Annotated in this window: 15 protein-coding genes; 12 read left to right on the forward strand and 3 right to left on the reverse strand. The window is 64.2% G+C overall.

What is annotated here, in order from left to right; translation table 11 throughout:
- Window positions 1-13: 13 nt before the first annotated feature.
- Together ACF8EF_RS12245 and ACF8EF_RS12250 are read left to right on the forward strand one after the other, a co-directional pair.
- Window positions 14-1,267, forward strand: a complete 1,254-nt coding sequence (locus tag ACF8EF_RS12245; protein WP_392461410.1) for an OprD family porin — start codon at window positions 14-16, stop codon at window positions 1,265-1,267.
- Window positions 1,268-1,542: 275 nt separating this feature from the next.
- Window positions 1,543-2,256 (forward strand): GntR family transcriptional regulator, encoded by a 714-nt coding sequence (locus tag ACF8EF_RS12250; protein WP_176682498.1) that lies wholly within the window; start codon window positions 1,543-1,545, stop codon window positions 2,254-2,256.
- A 6-nt stretch (window positions 2,257-2,262) separates the two neighbouring features.
- Here the strand turns inward: ACF8EF_RS12250 and ACF8EF_RS12255 are convergent, their stop codons facing one another.
- Together ACF8EF_RS12255 and ACF8EF_RS12260 are read right to left on the reverse strand one after the other, a co-directional pair.
- Window positions 2,263-3,213, reverse strand: a complete 951-nt coding sequence (locus ACF8EF_RS12255) for a PDR/VanB family oxidoreductase (RefSeq protein ID WP_176682435.1) — start codon at window positions 3,211-3,213, stop codon at window positions 2,263-2,265.
- Window positions 3,214-3,225: 12 nt separating this feature from the next.
- The gene (locus tag ACF8EF_RS12260; protein ID WP_392461194.1) at window positions 3,226-4,293 is read right to left on the reverse strand and encodes a Rieske 2Fe-2S domain-containing protein; all 1,068 of its coding nucleotides are present in this window, start codon (window positions 4,291-4,293) and stop codon (window positions 3,226-3,228) included.
- Between the two features lie 269 nt (window positions 4,294-4,562).
- Here ACF8EF_RS12260 and ACF8EF_RS12265 point away from each other — a divergent pair, with 269 nt between their 5' ends.
- From ACF8EF_RS12265 to ACF8EF_RS12275, 3 genes are read left to right on the forward strand one after another with little or no spacing between them, the layout of a single operon-like run.
- Entirely contained in the window at window positions 4,563-5,228 is a 666-nt protein-coding gene (locus ACF8EF_RS12265; protein WP_209966853.1) for an ABC transporter ATP-binding protein, read from the forward strand.
- Window positions 5,228-7,687, forward strand: a complete 2,460-nt coding sequence (locus tag ACF8EF_RS12270) for an ABC transporter permease (protein WP_266023829.1) — start codon at window positions 5,228-5,230, stop codon at window positions 7,685-7,687. The genes ACF8EF_RS12265 and ACF8EF_RS12270 overlap by 1 nt, the downstream gene beginning before the upstream one ends.
- Window positions 7,677-8,735, forward strand: coding sequence for a lipocalin-like domain-containing protein (locus ACF8EF_RS12275; protein ID WP_392461195.1), 1,059 nt, complete (start codon window positions 7,677-7,679; stop codon window positions 8,733-8,735). Before ACF8EF_RS12270 ends, ACF8EF_RS12275 begins: the two co-directional genes overlap by 11 nt.
- A gap of 53 nt (window positions 8,736-8,788) precedes the next feature.
- On the opposite strand, the gene ACF8EF_RS12280 is transcribed toward ACF8EF_RS12275, so the two are convergent.
- A complete protein-coding gene (locus tag ACF8EF_RS12280; protein WP_176682439.1) occupies window positions 8,789-9,535 on the reverse strand; it encodes an enoyl-CoA hydratase-related protein in 747 nt (248 codons plus the stop codon).
- A 116-nt stretch (window positions 9,536-9,651) separates the two neighbouring features.
- Between ACF8EF_RS12280 and ACF8EF_RS12285 the strand changes: the two genes are divergently transcribed.
- The 7 genes from ACF8EF_RS12285 (at window position 9,652) to ACF8EF_RS12315 (ending at window position 17,945) form a co-directional block, all read left to right on the forward strand.
- Window positions 9,652-10,296, forward strand: coding sequence for a TetR family transcriptional regulator C-terminal domain-containing protein (locus ACF8EF_RS12285; RefSeq protein ID WP_014756232.1), 645 nt, complete (start codon window positions 9,652-9,654; stop codon window positions 10,294-10,296).
- A 73-nt stretch (window positions 10,297-10,369) separates the two neighbouring features.
- Window positions 10,370-11,086, forward strand: a complete 717-nt coding sequence (locus ACF8EF_RS12290; RefSeq protein WP_176682440.1) for a response regulator — start codon at window positions 10,370-10,372, stop codon at window positions 11,084-11,086.
- Window positions 11,083-11,865, forward strand: a complete 783-nt coding sequence (locus ACF8EF_RS12295; RefSeq protein WP_176682441.1) for an ABC transporter substrate-binding protein — start codon at window positions 11,083-11,085, stop codon at window positions 11,863-11,865. Before ACF8EF_RS12290 ends, ACF8EF_RS12295 begins: the two co-directional genes overlap by 4 nt.
- Window positions 11,862-14,114 carry an ATP-binding protein gene (locus ACF8EF_RS12300; RefSeq protein WP_392461196.1) on the forward strand — a complete coding sequence of 751 codons (2,253 nt, stop codon included), beginning with the start codon at window positions 11,862-11,864 and terminating at the stop codon, window positions 14,112-14,114. The genes ACF8EF_RS12295 and ACF8EF_RS12300 overlap by 4 nt, the downstream gene beginning before the upstream one ends.
- 196 nt (window positions 14,115-14,310) lie before the next feature.
- Window positions 14,311-15,717, forward strand: a complete 1,407-nt coding sequence (locus ACF8EF_RS12305; protein WP_176682443.1) for an amino acid permease — start codon at window positions 14,311-14,313, stop codon at window positions 15,715-15,717.
- 239 nt (window positions 15,718-15,956) lie between these two features.
- Entirely contained in the window at window positions 15,957-16,751 is a 795-nt protein-coding gene (locus ACF8EF_RS12310; protein ID WP_252459787.1) for an enoyl-CoA hydratase/isomerase family protein, read from the forward strand.
- 33 nt (window positions 16,752-16,784) lie between these two features.
- A complete protein-coding gene (locus ACF8EF_RS12315) occupies window positions 16,785-17,945 on the forward strand; it encodes an acyl-CoA dehydrogenase family protein (protein WP_039613897.1) in 1,161 nt (386 codons plus the stop codon).
- Window positions 17,946-17,961: the final 16 nt, after the last annotated feature.

The raw sequence follows: 17,961 nt of genomic DNA on the forward strand, positions 1-17,961 counted from the left end.
GAGAACAATAATAATGATGGATACAACCTGCACGCTGGCCCGTTCGGCCCTGGCAGTTTCGCTGGCGTTTGGTCTCGGTTTGCCGGCCTGGGCCGATGAAGGGGGCTTCTTTGAAGGTGCCAAGGGCGGGCTGACACTGCGCAATTACTATTTCAATCGTGATTTCCGCGACCCGGGGGCAGCCAAGGGCAAGGTTGAAGAATGGGCCCAGGGTTTCATCTTCAAGTTCAGCTCGGGCTACACCCCGGGGCTGATCGGTTTTGGCCTGGACGGTATCGCCTTGTTCGGCGTGAAGCTGGACAGCGGCCGCGGTACCAGCGGCTCAGAACTGCTGCCGGTGCACGATGACGGGCGTGCGGCCGACGACTACGGTCGGGCAGGGCTGGCGGCGAAGCTGCGTATTTCCGCGACCAAGCTGAAGGTGGGGGAGTTGTTGCCGGATGTCCCACTGTTGCGCTACGACGATGGTCGCCTGCTGCCGCAGACCTTTCGTGGCGCCATGCTCGACTCGCGGGAAATCGCAGGCCTTAGCCTGCAGGCCGGCCAGTACCGCGAGGTGAGCCTGCGCCACTCTTCGGACATGCAGGACCTATCTGCCTGGGCCGCGCCCGGGGTCACCTCGGACGGCTTCAACTACGCAGGTGCCGAGTACCGCTTCAACCAGCAGCGAACACTGATCGGCGCCTGGCACGCGCAGTTGGAGGACATCTACCAGCAAAGCTACTTCAACCTGCTGCACAGCCAGCAGGTAGGGGAGTGGAGGTTGGGGGCCAACCTGGGCTACTTCATTGACCGGGATGACGGGCAGGCGCGCATCGGCGACATCCAGAGCCGCACCGGCTACGCCTTGCTGTCAGCTTCGCACAGTGGCCACACGCTGTACCTGGGGTTGCAGAAGGTCAGTGGCGACAGCCAGTGGATGTCGGTGTACGGCAGCAGTGGGCGAACCCTGGGCAATGACATGTTCAACGGCAACTTCAGCAATGCTGACGAGCGCTCGTGGCAAGTGCGTTACGACTACAACTTTGCCGCGCTGGGTGTGCCAGGGCTGTTGGCCATGGTGCGCTACGGCCACGGCGAGAATGCCACCACGGCGGCGGGCAGCAATGGTAAGGAGTGGGAGCGCGATATCGAGGTGAACTACACCTTCCAGAGCGGGGCTTTGAAGAACCTCAACATCCGGCTGAACAACGCGGCCAACCGGCGCAGCTTCAACAGTGATCTCGACCAGACGCGCCTGATCGTCAGCTACCCGCTGACCTTGTAGGGGCGGGTTCACCCGCGAACACCGGCGCAGCCGGTGCCATGTTCCGCGTTGCCTGCTTCGCGGGTAAACCCGCTCCTACATCTACGGCGCATGTCTTGCGCCCGGTTGTTTTCTTGGCGCGCCCCCCGTAGGAGCGGGTTCACCCGCGAACACCGGCGCAGCCGGTGCCATGCCCCGCGTCGCCTGCTTCGCGGGTAAACTCGTTCCTACACAGGCCTGCAGCAACCCCTCGGCTTGCGCTAAGATGCCCGCTCATGTCTGTGGAAGTAGCCTGGATGAGCAAACCCGGTCAAATGGTGCTGGTTGCGCTGCGCAAGATGATCGCTTCGGGCGAGCTGGCGGCCGGCGAACGCTTGATGGAAGTCCCAACCGCTGAACTGTTCGGCGTTTCACGCATGCCGGTGCGCATGGCATTTCGCACCCTCGAACAGGAAGGCCTGCTGGTGCGCTTTGGCGGCCGGGGGTTTCAGGTGCGCTCGGTCAGCGCCGACGACATCGCGGGTGCGGTCGAGGTGCGTGGTGTGCTGGAGGGGTTGGCTGCGCGTCAGGCTGCAGAGCGTGGCTTGTCGGTGCAAGCACGCGCTGCGCTGCAACAGTGCCTGGTCGACGGCGATCAGCTGTTCGACAAGGGCTTTGTGAGCGAAGACGACTTGCAGGCTTATCACGACCTGAACATGCGTTTTCATCAGGTGATCATCGACGCCAGCCACAACCCGGCCATTGCCGTTGCCCTGGCGCGCAATGACCACCTGCCGTTCGCCTCGGTCACCGCACTGGCGGTGGATCGCCATGATCTGGCCCGTGAGTACCGGCGCTTCAACTTCGCCCACATGCAGCACCACGCTGTGTTCGATGCCCTGGTCAACCGCCAGGGTGCTCGCGCTGAAGCGATCATGCGCGAGCACGCCAATGCCACCTTGCGCTATGCCGAAACCTTTGGCGGGGCAGCGGCGGACGCGGGCATGAAAGTCATCCTGGCCTCGTCGTAAGCCAGGTCAGATATCCAGCACCAGCAGCGGCGTCTTCGAGCGCGAGCAGCAGGGCGTGAACTGATCGTTCAAGGCCTGCTCCTGTTCGGTGAGAAACAGATCGCGATGGTCCGGTGTACCCTGCAGCACGCGTGTCAGGCAGGTGCCGCAAATACCCTGCTCGCACGACATGGCGATCTCGATACCGTTCTCTTCCAGCACCTGCACCACGGTCCGCTCGGCTGGCACCTCGAACACCTGTCCCGTGCTGCCCACCTGCACCGAGAAACTGCCGTCGTTGCTGGCATCCACCGGCGCTGCAGCGAAGTACTCGCGGTGCAGGTTGGCCTCCTGCCAGCCCAGCCCCTTCGCGCTGTCCAGCACATGCTGCATGAAGCCGCCTGGTCCGCATACATACAGGTGCACATCATCTTGCGGATTGCCCAGCACCTGGGCGATGTCCAGCGCCGTTTCCGGCTGCTCGTCAAAATGCACGAACAGCCGATCAGCGAACGGCGCACTGCGAATCCGCTCGACAAACGCTGCACGCTCGCTGGAACGGGCACAGTAGTGCAGCTCGAAGGCCTGGCCGCTGTGGGACAGCTGCTCGGCCATGCACAGGATCGGGGTAATACCGATGCCGCCAGCAAACAGCAAACTGCGCTGTGCCCTCTCAGCCAGCGGGAACAGGTTGCGCGGCGCACTGATACGCAGCCGGGCACCGGCCTGCACCTGCTCGTGCAGGCTACGTGAGCCGCCCCGCGAAGCCGGGTCGTTGAGCACGCCAATCAGGTAGCGATGGCGTTCTTCGGGGTGGTTGCACAGCGAGTACTGGCGCACCAGCCCGTCGGGCAGGTGCACGTCGATATGGGCGCCGGCGCTGAACGCCGGCAGCAGGCTGCCATCTGCCGCTGCCAGTTCGAAGCTGCAGATACCCTGCGCTTCATCGTTACGGGAGACCACTACGGCATCGATCATGTCGGCTGTTCCTCAGGCAGGGGTGGCGCTGGTGGCGATCAGTTGCGGCTGCGGTGCACGCTCTTTGGCGATGATCCGCTCCAGCACCTTGCGTGACTGCACGCCGCCGGCATCGATGTTCAGCTTCAGCAAGTTGCGCTCGGGGTAGGCCAGCAGGTTTTGCTGCTGACGTTCGAGCATTTCCAGGTCTTCGCTGAAAATCTTGCCCTGGCCCTCCCGGATGTTGTCGGTCAGGGTCTGGTCGTGCGCAGCGAAGTTGCGCGCCATGCCCCAGAAGTACCAGATAGAGGTATCGCTTTCCGGGGTGATGAAGTCGACCACGATGCTCGACGCCTTGTGCTGTGCATCGGCGTGGTAGCCACCCTTGCCGGCATGCGCCACGCCCACTTCGATCAGTACATGGCTGGGTGGGGTGAAACGGCAGATCTGCCAGCGGTCCACCGGTACATCATCGGCCAGGCCGTTGCCACGCAAGGCCATGCGCCAGAAGGGCGGTGCCATGATGTTTTCCATGTGCCGGGCGGTGACCACTTCGTCGCCGGTGACGGTGGTGACCGGCGGTGCTTCGTCGATCTCCTTCTGGCCGATGCTGGACGCGTGCACATAGGTTTCATGGGTGAGGTCCATGAGGTTGTCGATCATCAGGCGGTAGTCGCAACCGATGTGGAACAGCCCGCCGCCGTAGGCCCACTCATCATTCACCGCCCATTCCAGATGCGGAATCAGCGCCGGGTCGGCCTGCGCCTGGTCACCGGGCCAGACCCAGATGAAGCCATAGCGCTCGACGGCCGCAAAGGTCTTGTTGCAGGGGAAGCCACGCACCCGTTGGCCCGGCATCGACACGGTCTTGCCGTCGCAACCCATCACCAGGCCGTGGTAGCCGCACACCAGGTTGCCGTCCTCGACATAGCCCAACGACAACGGTGCGCCGCGGTGCGGGCAGAAGTCCTCGACGGCGGCTACTTGGTTCTCTCGGGCGCGGTAGAACACGATTTTTTCCCCGCAGATCTGCCGGCCCAGGGGTTTGGTGGCGATCTCATCGGGGGTGCAGGCGACGTACCAGGTATTTTTGGGGTACATGGAAGGCTCTCCGGGGTTTTGTTTTTATTTAATGGATCCATTAAGGCTGCGCATGTAGTGAGTGGTCAATGAATTTTGCTCGTATTAAGTGAATTCCGTGCGATTATCGGTTTTTAGTGGATCCATTGATGGATGTCTCCAACGATTCGCGGGGGCGGCTACAGCAGCACGTCGTCTGACCAGAAGAGCGCTGGCGAGCGCCGGTGCAGAAGCAGGCCTGGCCGAACCTGCTATGCCTAAAGGGACACCCAACCCATCAAGGCCACTCGATGCTAGCCATCGAACAACTTTACAAATCATTCCCCACCCCCCAAGGCCCGCTCCCCATATTGCAGGGGGTCGATGTGCGCCTGGCGCGGGGCAGCAGCCTGGCGCTGATGGGCGAGTCGGGAAGCGGCAAGAGTACTTTGCTGCACCTGGTGGCTGGCCTGGACCGAGCTGACAGCGGCCGCATTCTGATCGACGATGTTCCGCTCGACGGCCGTTCGGAAGCTTCGCTGGCGCAGTGGCGGCGGGAGGGGATCGGCCTGGTGTTTCAGCAGTACAACCTGATCAGCAGCCTGGACGTGGGCCTGAACCTTACCTTCCAGGCCCGTCTCGCCGGGCGGCATGACCCGCATTGGGCGGCTTACCTGGCGCAGCGCCTGGGCCTGGCGGACCTGCTTGAGCGGTATCCGGAACAACTGTCTGGCGGCCAGCAGCAGCGCGTCGCGATCGGCCGTGCACTTGCCGGGCGCCCGGCCTGGCTGCTGGCTGACGAACCGACCGGCAGCCTCGATGAAGCCAGCAGTGACGAGGTGCTGAGTTTGTTGCTGCAGTTGGTCGCCGAAGCCGGCAGCGGGGTACTGATGGTGACCCACAGCCCGCGGCTGGCGGCGCGTTTGCAGCACCGTTGCTACCTGCAGGCCGGCCGTGTGCGGCCCGAGCAGGGCTGATGAAGCTTTTGTCGCTGGCCCTGTTGGCGCTGCTCAGCCACTGGCGGCGCCATCGTGTGCAGTGCTTCAGCATCTTCACTGGCCTGTGGCTGGCCACGGCGTTGTGGACCGGCGTGCAGGCGTTGAACAGCCAGGCACGCAGCGACTATGCCCGGGCCAGCGCGGTATTGACCGGGCCGTTGCAGGCGCAACTGATCGCGCGCAATGGCGAGCGCTTCGATCAGGCGTTGTACGTGCAACTGCGCAGGCTGGGCTGGGCTGTTTCGCCGGTGCTGGAAGGGCGCTTGCGCTTGCCGGGCGAGCCCGCACGCAGTGTGCGACTGATCGGCATCGAGCCGTTGAGCCTGCCGCCTGCCAGCAGCGTTGCCGGGGTGCAGGTGCAGGCATTCGACCTGCAAGCGTTCGTCGGCTCGCCCGGGCAAGCCTGGGTTGGGCCAGACACCTTGCGTCAACTGAACACAAGCCCCGGGTCGCCGACCCGCGACAGTGAAGGGCAGTTGCTGCCGCCTATGGTTTTGCAGCCTGCGTTGGCACCCGGGGTCATCGTGGTGGACATCGGCCACGCGCAGACGTTGCTGAACGCACCGGGGCAGTTGTCTCGTCTGCTGCTGGCCGATACGCCCGGGCCGTTGCCTGCAGATATCGCCCGCTACCTTGAACTGCAGCCGCGGCAGGACGATGGTGGCTTGCAGCGCCTGACCGACAGTTTCCACCTCAACCTGACCGCGCTCGGCCTGCTGGCGTTCGTCGTCGGCTTGTTCATCGCCCACGCCGCGATCGGTCTGGCGCTGGAGCAGCGCCGTGGGCTGATCCGCAACCTGCGCGCGTGCGGCGTCAGCCTGAAGACCCTGCTGGGTGCCCTGGTACTGGAACTGGGCCTGTTCGCGGCACTGGGTGGGCTGGCCGGGGTGGCCAGTGGTTACGCCTTGGCCGCGTGGCTGCTGCCCGACGTGGCCGCCAGCCTGCGTGGTCTGTATGGCGCCCAGGTCGCCGGCACGTTGAGCCTGCCGGCGGGGTGGTGGCTGCTGGGTGTGCTGGTGAGTGTACTCGGGGCATTGCTGGCTGGGCTGCAGAGTGTAATGCGTGCTGCCCGTTTGCCTTTGCTGGCGCTGGCGCAACCCCAGGCCTGGCGGCTGGCGCAGGGGCCATGGTTGCAACGGCAGGCTTTGCTAGCGGGCCTGCTGCTGTTGCTGGCCTTGGGCTGTGGTGTCTTCGGGGCTGGCTTGCTTAGCGCGTTCGGCATGCTGGCAGGGTTGCTGCTGGCGGCGGCACTGCTGTTGCCGGCGTTGCTCGATCGGGTACTGGCCTGGCTGGCGCGTCGTTGCCACCGGCCATTGGCGCAATGGTTCGTGGCTGACAGCCGCCAGCAGTTGCCAGCGCTGAGCCTGGCGTTGGTCGCCCTTTTGCTGGCCCTGGCTGCCAGTGTTGGCGTGGGCAGCATGACCGAGGGTTTTCGCAAGACGTTTGTCGGTTGGCTTGACCTGCGCCTCTCCGCCGACCTGTATGTCACCCCGCGGGACACGGCCCAAGGCTTGCAGATTGTCGAGTGGCTCACGCAGCAGCCCGGGGCCAGCATGGTCCTGCCCGGCTGGCGCGCAGACATGCAGCTGCAAGGTTGGCCGGTGCAAGTGCAGGGCATTGTCGATCACCCTGCCTATCTTACGCGCTGGCCATTGCTGGAACAGCATTCGCGTGCTTGGCAGCAACTGGCCAGCGGACAAGGCTTGATGCTCAGTGAGCAGTTGGCCAGGCGATTGAACCTGCAACTGGGAGACAGCCTGATGCTGCCCGCAGACACGCCAGCCATGCCCGTGGTGGGGATCTATGCCGATTACGGCAACCCCAAGGGGCATGTGCTGGTCAATGCCGACTGGTTGCGCGCCCACTGGCCACAGGCAACCCTGGCCGGCTTGAGTGTCGACCTGAGCGCTGAAGGGGGGGCATCGCTCAAGGACGCGCTGCAACGGCACTTTGCCCTGGATGACAGCCGGGTGGTCGAGCAGGCGCGCCTGAAACGCTGGTCGACCGACGTCTTCAACCGCACCTTTGCCGCCACCGCAGCTCTCAACAGCCTTACCCTTGGCGTGGCCGGTGTGGCGTTGTTCATCAACCTGCTGACCCTGGGCCAGGCGCGGCTGGGCCAGTTGGCACCGCTGTGGGCGCTGGGGGTGCGGCGCATGCAACTGGTCTGGCTGAGCCTGGGGCAGACACTCATGCTCAGCAGCTTCACCGTGCTGCTGGCAATTCCGCTTGGGCTGTTGCTGGCCTGGTGCCTGGTCGCGGTGGTGAACGTGCAGGCCTTCGGCTGGCGCTTACCGCTCTATGTGTTCCCCATGCAACTGCTGCAGTTGACCGTGCTGGGCATGCTCACCAGCCTGTTGGCCTGCGCTTGGCCGCTGTGGCAACTGGCGCGCCGCCAGCCGCGCGAACTGTTGAGGCCGTTGGCCGATGAAGCATAATGCGTGGCTGTTGCTCACCGGGTTGTTGTTGTGCGGCTGTGATCCGCCTGCACCACAAGGCTATGCCGGGCTCGGGCAGCAGGCTGGCGAGTTCAGCCAGGTGACCCGCGATCATCGTCTGGTATTCCCGCATGACCACGGCCCCCACGACGGCTTTCGTATCGAGTGGTGGTATGTCACCGCCAACCTCAAGGACGCCCAGGGCCGTGACTGGGGCGCCCAGTGGACACTGTTCCGCTCGGCTTTGCGCCCCGGTCCGGAGACCCGCGGCTGGAACAGCCCGAACCTGTGGATGGGGCATGCAGCACTGACCGGGCCGGGTGGCCATCAGGCTGCTGAAACCCTGGCGCGGGGTGGTGTCGGCCAGGCCGGCGTGCAGGCCCAGCCGTTTCGGGCATGGATCAACGATTGGGTGTTACAGGGCCGGGGCGGGATTGAACAGCTGCAGATGGCCGCAAGTGGCGACGGTTTTCGCTATGACTTGCAGTTGCACAGCGATCTTCCCTGGGTGCTGCACGGGGAGCAGGGCTACAGCGAAAAATCAGGCAAGGGCCAGGCTTCGTACTATTACAGCCAGCCGTTCTACCACGTCCAGGGGCACGTCCAGCGTGGCAGCCTGTGCATCGCGGTTACCGGGCAGGCCTGGCTGGACCGGGAATGGAGCAGCCAGCCGCTGGCGCCCGGACAGACCGGCTGGGACTGGTTTTCCCTGCACCTGGACAGTGGCGCCAAGCTGATGCTGTTCCAGGTGCGGGAGGCCCACGGGGAACCGTATCGCGCCGGGACCTGGGTTGGGCCACAGGGGGAGGTGGTGGCGCTGGACGCGGCACAGATCCGCCTGCAGGCGCTGGCCTGGTCTGCGCAGAAAAACGGCAAGCAGGTACCGACGCGCTGGCGGGTGCAAGTGCCGGAGCATGGGGTGGATGTGCGGGTCGATGTCGTGGAGACGCAGGCGTGGATGCAGACACGGTTCCCATATTGGGAAGGGCCGGTACGCTTGAGCGGGAGTGCGGGCGGGCGCGGGTATCTGGAGATGACCGGGTACTAGTGCAACAACGTTCAAGCAAGACAGTTGCGCCCATGAAGATCGCGCCAGCCCCTTCAATCCTTGATAAGCCCTCGCAGCACTGCCCGTGCTTCTTCAGTACGCAAGCATTCGATGAACAGTCGGCTTTCCCGCGCCACCGTGGCCTCCAGCTCCGCCCGCTGGCTGTCCTTGAGCAGCCGCTTGCTGATCCGCAGTGCCGCTTGCGGGTAGCCTTGCATCTGCCGCGCCAGCGTGCGGGCAGCGTCCAGGCACTGTTCGCCGTTTTCATGCAGCTCATTGGCCAGTCCCCAGGCCACCATCTGCTCGCCATCCAGCAGCGCATTGGTCAGCAGCAAGCGTGCCGCCCGGGCCTGGCCAAGCACACGCGGCAGCAGCAGGCTGGAACCGAACTCCGGGCACACACCCAGCGGCGCGAAAGGCATGCGCAGCTTGGTCGAGCGGCTGACCAGCACCTGGTCGCAGTGCAGCAACAGGGTGGCCCCGATGCCGATCGCCGCACCACTGACCGCTGCGATCAGCGGCTTGTCCAGGCCCATGATCACCCGCATCAGGCGGAACACCGGGCTGTCCAGGTCGCTGGGCGGGTTGTCGAGGAAGTCGCGAAGGTCGTTGCCAGCGCTGAAGCAATGCGGCCCACCGGTGATGATGATGGCATCGACAGCGGGGTCCTCACTTGCCGCCAGCAATAGGTCACCCAGCAGCTGGTACATGGCAGTGTTCAGGGCATTGAGCTTGTCGGGGCGGTTGAAGGCCAGGGTCAGCAGGCCTTGGTCCAGTTCGCGTGTGATCAGGTTGTTCATGGCAGCCGCTTTTGTTGTTGTGAGGGGGCCCTGCCGGGCAGTGGCGCTTAGGGTTTATCACGCAGTCCGGCTTGTTGTACAGTCGTTCAGTCCAGCCCCTAACCAGAGACCCACCGATGACTCAGGAAGCCCGCTACCACCGCATGCTGCCGGAATTGCGCAAAGCCAACCTGGTCGAGGCGACCCTGGTGTGCCTCAAACGCCATGGTTTTCAGGGGGCTTCGATCCGCAAGATTTCGGCCGAGGCCGGGGTCTCGGTCGGGCTTATCAGCCATCACTACGCCGGTAAGGACGAATTGGTGGCAGAGGCTTACATGGCCGTCACCGGTCGGGTGATGGGCCTGCTGCGCGAGGCCATGGCCCAGGCCGCGCCCAATGCCCGCGAGCGATTGTCGGCGTTTTTCCGTGCCTCGTTCTGCGCCGAACTGCTCGACCCGCAATTGCTCGATGCCTGGCTGGCCTTCTGGGGCGCGGTGAAGACCGCCGATGCGATCAACCAGGTGCACGACCACTCCTACGGCGAGTACCGCAACGAGCTTGGCCAGCTACTGGCCAGACTGGCCGAAGAGGAGGGCTGGCAGGGCTTCGATGCCGACCTGGCGGCCATCAGCCTTAGCGCCTTGCTCGACGGCCTGTGGCTGGAGTCGGGCCTGAACCCCGGCACCTTCAGCCCCGAGCAGGGCGTGATCATCTGCGAGGCCTGGGTCGACGGCCTGCAGGCTGGTGGCCGGAGGCGCTTCAGCCTGCCCGAGGGCTGTTGATCACCTGTTCAGTAACGAGTACGCTGCTGTTGCGAGTGTGTAGAACAACACCAATAAAAAGAGACAACACGCAATGACGCCTCGGGTATTGATCGTCGATGACGATCCGCTTATTCGTGACTTGCTGCAGGCCTACCTGTCCCAGGAAGGCTACGACGTTCACTGCGCCGATACAGCCGAAGGGGCCGAAGCCCTGCTTGCCAGCCAGGATGTCGACCTGGTGCTGCTGGACATCCGCCTGCCCGGCAAGGACGGCCTTACCCTGACCCGCGAACTGCGGGTGCGCTCGGAGGTTGGCATCATCCTCGTCACCGGGCGCAATGACGACATCGACCGCATCGTTGGCCTGGAATGCGGGGCAGATGACTACGTGATCAAACCGCTCAACCCCCGCGAGCTGGTGTCCCGGGCGAAAAACCTGATCCGCCGCGTGCGCCATGCCCGCGAGGCGCACCCCGCCCCGGCCTGTGCGCAGTCGCTGAAGCAGTTCGCCGACTGGGCACTGGATACCGACCGCCGGCGCCTGATCGACGCCCGTGGCGGGCAAACCCTGCTGACCCACGGCGAATTCCAGTTGCTCAGCGTATTTCTACGCAACAGCGGCCATACCCTCAGCCGCGACCAGTTGATGGACCAGATTCGCAACCGCGAGTGGGTGCCCAACGACCGCTCCATCGACGTGCTGGTCGGCCGCCTGCGGCGCAAGCTGCATGACGACCCGGCCGAACCGCAGTTGATCATCACCATTCACGGCACCGGCTACCTGTTCACCGCCAGCGTGGCAGCATGATTCATCGCGCCTGGTTGTTGGCGCTGGCCTTGACGTGGCCCACCCTGCACGCCAGTGCCAGTGAGCCGGTGCGTTACTGTGACTACCCGGTGTATCCGCCCATTTCCTGGAGCGACGGCCACCAGGTGCGTGGCCTGGCCCCGACCGTGGTGCGCGAACTGTTCGCGCGCATGGGCTACGAGGTGCAAACCGTCGTGCTGGGCAACTGGAAGCGCTGCCTGATGGACGCCGCCGCCGGGCGGGTGGATGTGGTGCTGGCCTACAACAGCGACCAGCGTGACCAGCGCATGCGTTTCTCCAAGGTGCCGGTGGTGCGCGAGGAAGTGGCCGTGTTCTACAACCGCAAGCGGCCGGTGCAGTTCCAGCAGCTGGAGGACCTGGCGGGTTACCGCGGCGGCCTGCTGTACGGTGAAAGCTATGGCGCCGAGTTCGACCGCTTCGTCGCCCGCCACCAGAACATCGAGCGGGTATCGTCCAGCCAGCAGAACTTTGGCAAGCTGATCCGCGGGCGCATCGACTATGTGATTCAGGAGCGGCGCACCGGGCTGCTGTTCATCGAGCACCTGCCCGGTGCGCAGGATATTCGCGCATTGCCCACGGCACTGAGCGTGGACTACCTGCGAGTGGCGGTATCGCGACAGTCACCCTTGAGCCAGCGCATGGCTGAAATCGATGCGCAGTTGCAGCGGATGAACCAGGCGGGCGAGATCGCGCGTTGGCTGGAGCAAAGTGAAGTCACTTACCGCGACATGATCAACCTGCCGGCGGATGCACGATGATCCGCCTGCGCACCGATGGCCTGCTGCGCCGTCTGCTGCTGTTCATTCTGCTGTTCAGCTTGTGCTTCACGGTGCTGGCCAGTGGCGTGCAGCTTTACTTCGAGTACCGTCGCGAAATGCGGGATATAGAGGCACGCATGGCGTTGATCCGTGCCGGCTACCTGGCCAGCCTGGAACGCAGCCTGTGGGACCTCGACGAGGCGCAGCTGGATGTTCAGCTGCGCGGCCTGGTGGACTTTTCCGATGTGGCGCGGGTGCGTCTGGTCAGTGATGATTTCCCGCTGTTACGCGGTGAGGCCGACCCCCAAGGGCCGCTGCGCATCGAGCGCTTCCCCCTCGACTACCAGCCGCCCTCAGGGCCAGTCAGGCATCTGGGGGAGCTGGAAGTCAGCATCGACCTTGGCGCGGTACACCGGCGGCTTTACGCCACGGGCCTTGCCAGCCTGTTGTGGATGGGTGTGTTTCTGTGCGGCCTGGCAGTGGCGTTGTCAGGGCTGTTCTACCGCCTGGTCACCCGCCACCTGCAAGTGATGGCCGAGTTCGCCCGCCGCATTGGCGCAGGCCAGTGGCAGGAGCCCTTGCGCCTTGGCCGCCGTCGTTCATCGCGCCCCGACGAAATCGACACTGTGGCCAATGCCCTGGACGATATGCGCCGCGCCATCCTCAGCGATATCGAGCGCCGTGAGCGCGACCGCCTGGCACTGCAGGACAAACGCGACGAATTGCAGGCCATGGTCGAGCGGCGTACGGCCAGCCTGGCTCGGGCCAAGGACGAGGCCGAGGCAGCCAACCTGGCCAAGTCGCGCTTTCTGGCGACCATGAGCCATGAATTGCGTACGCCGCTCAACGGTATTCTGGGCATGGCCGAACTGCTGCGCGGCGGGCGCCTGGAGGTCGCCGACCGCCAGCGTGTCGAGGCCTTGTACAAGGCCGGCGAAGGGCTGTTGGCGATTCTCAACGAAGTGCTGTATTTCGCCCGGCTCGAAGAAGGCGAGAGCCGCGCCGAGCGGGTGGTGTTTTCCTTGCGTCAGTTGTGCCAGGAAGTGCTGGCGTTGCTCGAACCCATGGCCATGGACAATGCCGACACCCTGCAACTGCAGGTCGATGAGCAACTGGCCGCGTACCAGCACGGCGCAGAGCAGTACCTGCGACAGGTGCTGAGCAATCTGCTGGCCAATGCCATCAAGTTCACTGAGTACGGCCAGGTACAGCTTACGGTGCAGGTGCTTGCCAGTAACGAATGCTCGCAGCGCTTGCGGCTGTCGGTCCGTGACAACGGTATCGGCATCGAACCCGCCGTTCAGGCGAAGATCTTCGACCGTTTCGTCCAGGCCAGCGAAGCGGTGACCCTGCGCTATGGCGGCACTGGCCTGGGCCTGGCGATTTGCAAGCACCTGGTGGAAAAGCTGGGCGGTAGCATCGGCCTCGATAGCGCTCAAGGGCAGGGCAGCTGCTTTTGGTTCGAGCTCGACATGGCTCGCGGGCAGCCTGTCTCAGCGGGTTCACCAACCCCTTCGCCCTTGCCCAGCCTGGATATTCTGGTGGTCGAAGACGTTGCGCTGAACCGTGAGGTTGCCGGTGGCCTGCTGATGCGCGACGGTCACCGGGTAAGCTTTGCCGAAGACGCCGGGCAAGCCCTGCAGGCATGCGCGCAGCGGCGCTTCGACCTGGTTCTGCTGGACGTACACTTGCCGGGCATGAGCGGGGTGGCGTTGTGCCGACAGCTGCGCACCTCGCCGGGGCCGAACCGCAACAGTCGGATCCTGGCGCTGACGGCCGGCGTGCAACCGGGCCAGGTAGCGGGTTATCTGGACGCTGGTATGCAGGGCGTACTGGCCAAGCCTTTGCGGCTGGACAACCTGCGCAAGGCGTTGGCTGACGTAGCGCCCGGTGAAGTGGCCAGCGCTGGCGCAGACATGGACTGGTCATTGCTCGACACCCACCGTTCACTGCTGGGGGAGCAGAAGTTGCAGGGCCTGCTGAAGGTCCTGCACCAGTCACTGCAGCAGCACGCCATGGCGCTGGCCGAGGCGCTGCCAGCCCAGGACTTCACCGAAGTGCTGCACCTGGCCCACCGCCTGGCTGGCAGTTGCGATTCCCTGGGGTTTACCGGGCTGGCTACGCTGTTGCGTCGCCTGGAGGAGGCGGCCCGGCAGCATGACCTGCAGGCCATGCAAGCCCTCGGCGAGCCGCTGGCCACCCAGCTAGGTCAGGCCAACGCCACGCTGGAACAGCTGATCCAGAGCTGACGTACAAAAAGCTTACGACTTTTTACATCTTCGATCCGTTCGTACAACGGCACCTTACATCCGTTTCCAATAATCCATGGCAACCGTGTTGCACACGGTCCATGAGGCTTATTGGAGACAAGAATAATGACATGCCGTAGCGCTCAGCCCCTCATTCGAACCCTCCCACGCACCGGCCGCAAAGGCGAGGTGTGCCATGACTGACAACGTTGAGAAGATCCAGCTCACCCGCGCCCTGAAAAGCCGGCACATCTTCATGCTGTCGCTGGGTGGGGTTATTGGAACCGGCCTGTTCATGGGCTCGGGCGTAACCATCAATCAGGGCGGGCCGGTGGGCGCGATCCTGGCTTATTTGGTCGCGGGCTTGCTGATGTACCTGGTGATGGTCTGCCTGGGCGAGCTGTCGGTGCAGATGCCAGTGTCCGGTTCGTTCCAGGCCCACGCCACCAAATACATTGGCCCGGCCACCGGGTTCATGATCGGCTGGGTGTACTGGATGAGCTGGGCCACCACCGTAGGCCTGGAGTTCACCGCTGCCGGCATGTTGATGACCCGCTGGTTCCCGGAGGTGCCGATCTGGTACTGGTCGGCACTGTTCGTGGTGGTGCTGTTCGGCCTCAACGCCCTGGCCACGCGTGCCTTTGGCGAGGCCGAGTACTGGTTCTCGGGCATCAAGGTGGCAACCATCCTTGGCTTCATCGTCATTGGCCTGCTGGTGATTTTCGGTGCCATCCCCCTGAGCAGCGGGGCACCCGCACCGATGCTGAACAACCTGGTGGGCGAGTCGCTGTTCCCCCATGGCCTGTCGGCAGTGTTCGCGGTGATGATGACCGTGGTCTACGCCTTCCAGGGCTGTGAAATCATGGGGGTGGCTGCCGGTGAGACCGAGCACCCGGAAAAGAGCATCCCGCGGGCGGTGCGCAATGTGGTGTTCCGCGTGCTGATTTTCTATGTGCTGGCCATTGCCGTGCTGTCGGCCATTGTGCCGCACGAGCAGGCCGGGCTGATGGAAAGCCCGTTCGTGCAGGTGTTCGACATGGTCGGAATCCCTTACGCCGCCGACTTGATGAACTTCGTCATCCTCACGGCCATCCTCTCGGTAGGTAACTCCGGGTTGTATGCCTCCACGCGCATCCTCTGGGCCATGTCCAAGACTGGCATGGCACCCAAAAGCCTGTCGCCGCTGAGCAAGCGTGGCGTGCCGCTGCGGGCGCTGAGCATCACACTGTGCTTTGCGCTGATTTCGCTGATGACCAGCTTCGTTGCGGCTGACACGCTGTTCATGGTGCTGATGGCGGTGAGCGGTATGTCCGGCACCGTGACCTGGATCGTCATCGCTTTGGCGCAGTACCGCTTCCGCAAGGCCTGGCTGCGCGACGGCGGGCAACTGCAGGACCTGAAGTACAAGGCGCCGCTGTACCCACTGGTGCCGCTGCTGTGCATCACCCTGTGCAGTTCGCTGTTCGTGTTCCTGGCGCTGGACGAAACCCAGCGGCCGTCACTGTACTGGGGCTTTGGCTTCATTGCCCTGTGCTATGCGGCGTACTTCTTCGTCAACCGCCGCCGGCAGGGGGCCTTCGAGCCCAGCGCACCAAGGGTTTGATGCCGTAGTTCGTCGGCGGCAGGTGTTGGTCGCTGCATTTTCAGTACCTGTGAGGTCAAGCGCCGCCCGTGCGGGGCGCGATCTCACAGGCCATAAAGCCGTCACGACGAACGCCCTTGTGTAACGCCAAATACCGAGTTGTGCGAAGTTGTAACAGCCCATCCCGCCTTGTTGAACACTCGTTTAGTATCTTTCTCGTCAAGCCCTCCAAAACCATCACAACAACACCGAGGCCCCCCATGACCACCCCGTCGTCGTCACTGTTGAGCAAGGTCGAAGCCGGCGTTGCCTGGATCACCCTCAACCGCCCCGAGCAGCGCAACGCGCTGGACATTCCCACCCTCAAGCAACTGCACGCCTTGCTCGACAGCCATGCCAGCGACCCAACCGTTCGCGTGGTGGTGCTGACCGGCAGCGGCCGCAGCTTCTGCGCTGGCGCCGACCTGGCCGAATGGGCAGCCGCGGAAGCGGCGGGCACCCTGGAAAGCTACGGCTGGACCGAAACTGCCCATGCCCTGATGTTGCGCCTGCACAGCTTCGACAAACCCACCATCGCCGCCATCAACGGCACCGCCGTGGGCGGAGGCATGGACCTTAGCCTGTGCTGTGACCTGCGCATCGCCGCTGCCTCTGCGCGCTTCAAGGCCGGCTACACCAGCATGGGCTACAGCCCCGATGCCGGCGCCAGCTGGCACCTGCCACGGCTGATCGGTAGCGAGCAGGCCAAGCGCCTGCTGTTCCTCGACGAGTTGTGGGGCGCCGATCGCGCCCTGGCCGCCGGTTTGGTCAGCGAAGTCTGTGCCGACGAGCAGTTGCCTGCCGTCGTCGCCGAGCTGGCCGGGCGCCTGGCCAACGGCCCGACCTTCGCCTATTCGCAGACCAAGCGGCTGATGCGCGACGGTGCCCGGCGCACGCTGGCTGAACAGCTGGAAGCCGAGCGCCACGCCGGCCTGTTGTGCGGCCGCAGCCAGGATGGTGCCGAGGCCCTGCAAGCCTCGGTGGAACGTCGCGCTCCCCGTTTTACCGGCCAGTAATCCGATACCCGACCCTCATCAGGACCTTCGCAGATGAATTTCCAACTGACCCAAGAACAAGAAATGTTGGTGGAAGCGGTACGCAGCTTTGTTGCCAAAGAACTGCTGCCCCATGAGGAAGCGGTGGACCGCGCCGACGCCGTGTCACCCGAGCTGGCTGCGCAGATCCGTGGCAAGGCCATCGCTGCCGGGTTCTATGCCTTCAACATGCCCGAGGAAGTGGGAGGAGGCGGCCTGGACTACCTGTCCCAGGCGCTGATCGAACGTGAGCTGTCCAAGGTGTCCTGGGCGCTGCATGTCTTCGTTGCGCGGCCGTCAAAAATCCTCATGGCCTGCAAGGACGAGCAGATCAACGACTACCTGCTGCCGTGCGTGCAGGGCGAGAAGATCGACTGCTTCGCCCTCACCGAACCGGGCGCTGGCTCTGATGCCAACGCCATCAAGACCCGCGCCGTGCGTCAGGGCGATGACTTTGTCATCAACGGTAGCAAGCACTTCATCAGCCACGCGGGCCACGCCGATTTCGCCATTGTCTTCGCTGTCACCGACACCTACGAGCACAACGGGCGCAAGCGCAATGCGGTCACCGCCTTGCTGGTCGACCGGGGTACGCCGGGCATGACCATCCGCCGTGGTCCCAAGTGCGTGAGCAACCGTGGTTATCACACCTACGAGCTGTTCTTCGACGACTGCCGGGTGCCGGCCAGCAAGGTGCTGGGCGAAGTCGGCAAGGGCTGGGAAGTGGCCAACGCCTGGCTTACCGCTGGGCGGGTGATGGTCGCCGCCAACTGCGTGGGCCAGGCCCAGCGCGCCCTTGACCTGTCGCTGCAATGGGCCGCCGACCGCAAACAGTTCGGCCAGGCCATCGGCAGCTACCAAGGGGTGTCGTTCAAGCTGGCCGACATGGCCACACAGATCCGCGCGGCCGAGATGCTCACCCTGCACACCGCCTGGAAGATGGACCAGGGCAGCATGACCGACGGTGAGGCCGGCATGGCCAAGCTGTTTGCCAGCGAAGTGCTGGGCAAGGTCGCCGACGAAGCGGTGCAGATCTTCGGCGGCATGGGCCTGATGGATGAAGGGCCGGTTGAGCGCATCTGGCGCAACGCGCGTATCGAGCGCATCTGGGAGGGCACCTCGGAAATCCAGCGGCATATCATCGCCCGCGAACTGCTGCGCCCGCTGCTGCGCTGAGCGCCAGGAGAACACC

The organism is Pseudomonas sp. zjy_15 (genome assembly GCF_043101865.1).
Classification (GTDB): Bacteria; Pseudomonadota; Gammaproteobacteria; order Pseudomonadales; family Pseudomonadaceae; genus Aquipseudomonas; species Aquipseudomonas putida_Y.